At 37.3% G+C, this 5,489-nt stretch carries 3 protein-coding genes; all 3 read right to left on the reverse strand.

Annotation, left to right across the window (positions count from 1 at the left end; genetic code table 11):
* Nucleotides 1-147: 147 nt before the first annotated feature.
* Nucleotides 148-2,655, reverse strand: coding sequence for an LruC domain-containing protein (locus U9P79_02380; GenBank protein MEA2103476.1), 2,508 nt, complete (start codon nt 2,653-2,655; stop codon nt 148-150).
* Nucleotides 2,656-2,906: 251 nt separating this feature from the next.
* The gene (locus U9P79_02385) at nt 2,907-4,091 is read right to left on the reverse strand and encodes an NAD(P)/FAD-dependent oxidoreductase (protein ID MEA2103477.1); all 1,185 of its coding nucleotides are present in this window, start codon (nt 4,089-4,091) and stop codon (nt 2,907-2,909) included.
* Between the two features lie 228 nt (nt 4,092-4,319).
* Entirely contained in the window at nt 4,320-5,423 is a 1,104-nt protein-coding gene (ugpC, locus tag U9P79_02390; GenBank protein MEA2103478.1) for a sn-glycerol-3-phosphate ABC transporter ATP-binding protein UgpC, read from the reverse strand.
* Between the last annotated feature and the right edge of the window lie 66 nt (nt 5,424-5,489).

Genomic DNA, 5,489 nt, shown 5'->3' on the forward strand with positions numbered 1-5,489 from the left:
TGCACGAATTAGTGTCAAGTCCGAAAAAATACACTAATCCGCATTCTGAACTCCATCCAAAATGTGTGAATGAAGTCCAGTCTGCTAAAAAAAACCCGATTCGAAAATATACTTTCAAATCGGGTTTAAATTTATTTTCTTCTTCGTCTATTCCGAATAAATATAATCTTCATCAACTCTGCCGGAAATATTCTCATACCAGTCCGGATATTGATTTCCGCTGCTTTCCGCCCAATCTTCAAATACGAGATATGCCCAGGTCAATTCTGCTTGCTCAATGGGATAATCCCACTGTATGGGAATTTGTACAGCCCAAGGCAAATTATTTTCACTTTTATAATAACGATTTTCATCCGGATCAGAATCATCATCACCGGTTCCAAATAATGATACATCTACCTTTGAAGTTGGTGGATAATCTGCAAAATGCACCTCTCTTCCTCGGTTCCCATTCACTGTCAAGAAGGGATTATAAGGAGGAAGATAATCAAAATCAGCGATGGATAACGGTTCGGTTAAAACTACAATGAATGAAAGTGAAACAGGTGTAACATACGTTTCGCCCGGAACCGTATTAACCCAAGAACCCGAAGCACCCGAAGGGGGCTGCATCAAACTGAATGCATTTGAAAATATTCGCAAAACAGCTTTTTCCGTTCCTGTGTCCCATTGGATAAATTCATTCCCACCATTTCCTAGAGAATCTACCTTATCTTGGTCAAAGGGAAATTGAATCCAAAATCCGTTCGAATAACCGGCTCCAATCGCTCGCAAAGATAAATTCCCCTCAATTTCCACTAAATCATTATCTGCATTCAATATCTGGTTTATATTGTAATCCATCACCAGATCATTGAAATCATAATCTCCTTTGGAGGGCCACATATCCTCAAAAGTAATAGTTCCGCTTACGTTCGGTGCAGGATAATACGTATTGAAAGCCTTATTCGGATCAAGAGGATAAGCATCGGAATCATCAGGAACGCCGTCTCCGTCAGTATCGGGATTATTCGTATTGTTATAAATATTATTTATCTCGATCGCTGTCAGGGTTTTGTTATAGATAGCCACTTCATCTATAATTCCATCGAATTGATTAAAGCTTCCCTGACTTCCGATTAGGATATCGCTATTTGTAGGCTGAATATCACCGCTTGTATTCTCTGTCTTTAGGCATTGTCCGTCAACGAATATTTTCATCTCGGTGCCGTCATAAGTATTAGCAACGTGGTGCCAATCCGTATCAGTAATCCGATCCGCCCACCTTACCGTAACGCTTTTCCAGTTAGGTTTATATAGAGCAAATGAAATTCTACCCTGTGAATTTAATCTTGATAAATATTGAGTATTCTTAAATATCATCGCACCATCATTACCCACATAGTCCATTTTAAACCAATAAGAGAAACTCAGATTTTCCCCAGTGATATTCAGATCTTCGCTGTTTGGGACGAGGACATTCCCGCCTGAACCATCAAAATCCAAAGCATTCCCGCTGATTCCTGTTGTCCATTCCGCTCCGGAAACAGTTCCATCGTTATCACCCTTCGAATCGTAAGCAATGTTGCCGGAATTTTCATCAAAGTGCCACATGGAAATCATTTGTGGAATCGGCTTGGTCGAATTATAATAATCTTCTATTTCGGTAATTGACAATGCTCTATCGTATAAATAAATTTCATCGATGATTCCCTTGAAAAATTTCTGTGCTCCTCCGTCTGATCCAAAATCAATATCTCGTGAATTATTTTTCAAATTTCCGGAAACATCTTCACTATCTTTCAATTCACCATTCACATAAAGTTTCAGTTGTATGTTATCATACGTCATGGCAATATGATACCACTGGTATAAACTGGGGCGACCTTCTCCCCACTTAAGAGATTGACTGCTATTATCTTCAAATTTAACAGATGCTTTCCACCCCTTCCATTTATCAAGATAAATTCCATAACCATCCCAATCACCTTTTTCGGCGATTTTGGCGGTTTTAAATTTTTTGGGTTTTACCCATGCCATAAAAGTGATACTGTCTTGAATGTCAAAAATTGGATCTTCCGGAACCTGCACGTAATCATTGTTACCGTCAAATTCCAATGCGTTTTCAATTCTGCCGGAACACCATGTTGCTCCGGAAATTGTGCCGTCATTATTTCCGGCATTGTCATAAGCCACGCTTCCGCTGCCTGTGTTGAATTGCCATTTGCCGATTAGTCCCGAACGATTTAATCTGTAAGGAAAAGGATGATCTTTGATTTCTTGTTGTGTGCCGAAAAATTCGCAAAAGATTTCCCCATCCTGAACATCAATGGTTTTATAACCCATAAAGCACTGAACAGTTACCTGGCTCAAAGATGTAGGTAAGGAAACATCCTGCAAAAAAATTCCATCGGATTCCGTAAGACCTTTTGTGATAATTTTCTCTTCAAATCGAAAAGTATCTTGAAAAACCGAAACCGGAAATCCATTCAACAATTCTCCCCATTCATCTGCGATCGTAACTTGTATTCTTACATTCCGAGTTGTGTTGTAATTAAAATCATCAGCCACATCCAGTTCGTTCATATTCACATTTTGATGGCTATCGTCATTAATCAGGTCGCAAGCAGATATAAAAAATATTGTAATAAAAAATAAGTAGATGAAATTTCGCATAGTATTACTTCCTTTCAAAATTTACTAAAAAATTAATTAATTCAAATTAAAAGTCAAGGATTTAAAAATATTTTTTTATTTTTTCTGCCCATTTTGTGAAAAAGTTGGAAAAAATCTATGGATGGAATAAATGAGATTGTGATAAATGAGTTCACTTAAACTTCATTACTACACAAGCACAAAATCTAAAGGAAAAAATGGATTAACCCATCGCATTCGGAAAAACGAATAAAAAGCTCTTATAAAATTCCTCACACAAATTGTCCGGCACAATACCCGGAAGCCCAAGCCCAATGCAAATTATATCCGCCCAACCAGCCGGTTACATCCAGAACTTCACCAATAAAATAAAGCCCGGCAATCTTTTTGCACTCAAATGTTTTTGATGATAACTCGTTAGTGTCCACCCCGCCCCTTGTTACTTCTGCTTTTTTATAACCCGCTGTTCCGGAGGGCAAAATTCTCCACTTGTGAAATTTATCTGCAATATTTTCAATTTCCCCTTGATTGTATTGATCAACCGGTTTGTTCCAACAAAATGTTGAGAGCAATTGCTTAGCAAGACGTTTTGAGATCACGGTTCCAATCCGATTACTTAAAGTGGCTTTGGGATTTTCTTTCTGCCACTTGCCAATCTCATTCTTCAAATCATAATTAGGTAGAAAATCAATGATTATTTCATCTCCAATTTTCCAATAATTTGAAATTTGCAAAATTACCGGACCGCTCAATCCATTATGTGTAATCAGTAGCGAACCTGTGAATGAATGTCCATTACAAGAAACGCATACATCGGCTGATACGCCGGACAATTCACTAAATTTTTTGAAATCATCTTCAGATAATTTTAGGGGAACCAAGCCGGGTTTTGGTGCGTTGATATTAAGTCCAAATTGCTTCGCCACGTCATAACCAAAACCTGTGGCTCCGATTTCGGGAAGTGACAAACCACCGGTGGCGATTACAATTGATTGCGAATAAAAAATTCCCAGATTTGTGGTAACAATAAATTCTTTCCTCTTTTCTATTTTTTCCACCAAACAATTTGTGAATATCTTTACGTTTGCCGATTCACATTCAGATAACAAAATTTTTAGCACATCTGCTGAATTTTTTTTACAAAAAAGTTGCCCGGCTTCTTTTTCACTGTAAGGAATTTCATATTTATCCAAAAGAAAAATAAAATCATAGGGGGAAAATCGGCTCAATGCTGATTTGCAAAAATGGGAATTTTGGGAGAGATAATTTCCGGCTTCAATATTCAAATTCGTGAAATTACATTTTCCTCCCCCGGAAATAAGAATTTTTTTTCCAACTTTCTCTTCATGATCCAAAACGAGAATCCGTTTCCCTCTTTGTCCGGCAGATCTGGCACACATCAATCCTGATGCACCCGCCCCAATGATAATTGTGTGAAACCGATTCTGAATATTCATAAATGTTGTTTGCTAAACTTTCGCAATGGTAGTCTTTTACACTATATGAATTTGTAGAAAACAATTTGTTAAAAAACTAAATTATTACAGATATTTGGTTCCAAAATTATCACCGGAAGTGCTTTTAAACTCATTGCCATTTTTTCCGAACGAATTGAGAAAGAACGTTTTGGAAAAACAAAATACTGAAATGTGAATATCGTTTTGGAAAAACGAAATGCGAAAACCTTAAATTATTGTTTTCTCCGATTGAGGATCAAAGAAGTGGGCTTTTTTCATATCGAATACAATATCCATCTCAGTATCCATGATTGGTTCTTCCTTTGGTTCAAGTCTGCCCGTAAAACTTGTTTCTCCGATAATGAAATTTACAACAAACTCCGAACCAAGCGGTTCCACAACTTCAATGATGGCTTTCAGACCAGCGGGAATATCAGCATTTGCAGAATATTTTTTGTGATAAATATCTTCAGGGCGGATTCCAAAAGTGATCTTTTTATCAATATAATTTTTGAGTATTTCCTCAAAATTATCAGGAATAGGAAGAGAATAACCGGGGGTAACAAAAACCAAATTATTTTCTTCTTTCTTTATCTCTCCATCAAAAAAATTGATGGAAGGACTACCGATAAAACCGGCAACAAATTTGTTTTCTGGTTTGTTGTAAACATTTATTGGAGAATCATATTGCTGAACCACACCATCGCTCATGACAACGATTTTATCTCCCATAGTCATCGCTTCCACCTGATCGTGAGTAACGTAAACAATGGTAGTTTGCAATTTCTTATGAAGTTTAATTATCTCGGCTCTCATCTGCACACGCAATTTTGCGTCGAGATTTGACAATGGTTCGTCAAAGAGGAAAACCTTTGGCTTGCGAACGATACACCTTCCCAAAGCAACCCGTTGACGTTGTCCACCGGAAAGCTGTTTTGGTTTTCTATCGAGAAGTTGCTCAATGCCGAGTAATTTCGCAGCCATTTCAACCCGATCAATTATCTCTTGTTTGGGAGTTTTACGAAGTTTTAAACCAAAAGCCATATTCTGGTAAACCGTCATATGGGGATAGAGAGCATAGTTTTGGAAAACCATTGCAATATCTCTATCCTTTGGAAGGACGTCATTCACAACTCGATCACCGATATGAATTTTTCCCTTTGTAACTTCTTCCAAACCGGCTATCATTCGCAATGTAGTAGTTTTTCCACATCCTGATGGACCAACGAGAACTACAAATTGTTTATCCTCTGCAGTTAAACTTACATCTGAAACTGCTTCAAAACTGTTATCATAAATTTTTGTAATATGCTCCAAAATTACTTTTGCCATAATTAACTCGCCTATATTTTTTTGAAGTGATTTTCTCCGAAAAATCCTATTTATTGTCAAGAAAAA

This window comes from Candidatus Cloacimonadota bacterium, from assembly GCA_034661015.1.
In the GTDB taxonomy this organism is placed as follows: domain Bacteria; phylum Cloacimonadota; class Cloacimonadia; order JGIOTU-2; family JGIOTU-2; genus JAYEKN01.

Excerpts from the sequence above, each read along its gene's own strand:
- U9P79_02380 (MEA2103476.1), bottom strand. The coding sequence starts at position 2,655 with ATGCGAAATTTCATCTACTTATTTTTTATTACAATATTTTTTATATCT.
- U9P79_02385 (MEA2103477.1), bottom strand. The coding sequence starts at position 4,091 with ATGAATATTCAGAATCGGTTTCACACAATTATCATTGGGGCGGGTGCA.
- ugpC (MEA2103478.1), bottom strand. The coding sequence starts at position 5,423 with ATGGCAAAAGTAATTTTGGAGCATATTACAAAAATTTATGATAACAGT.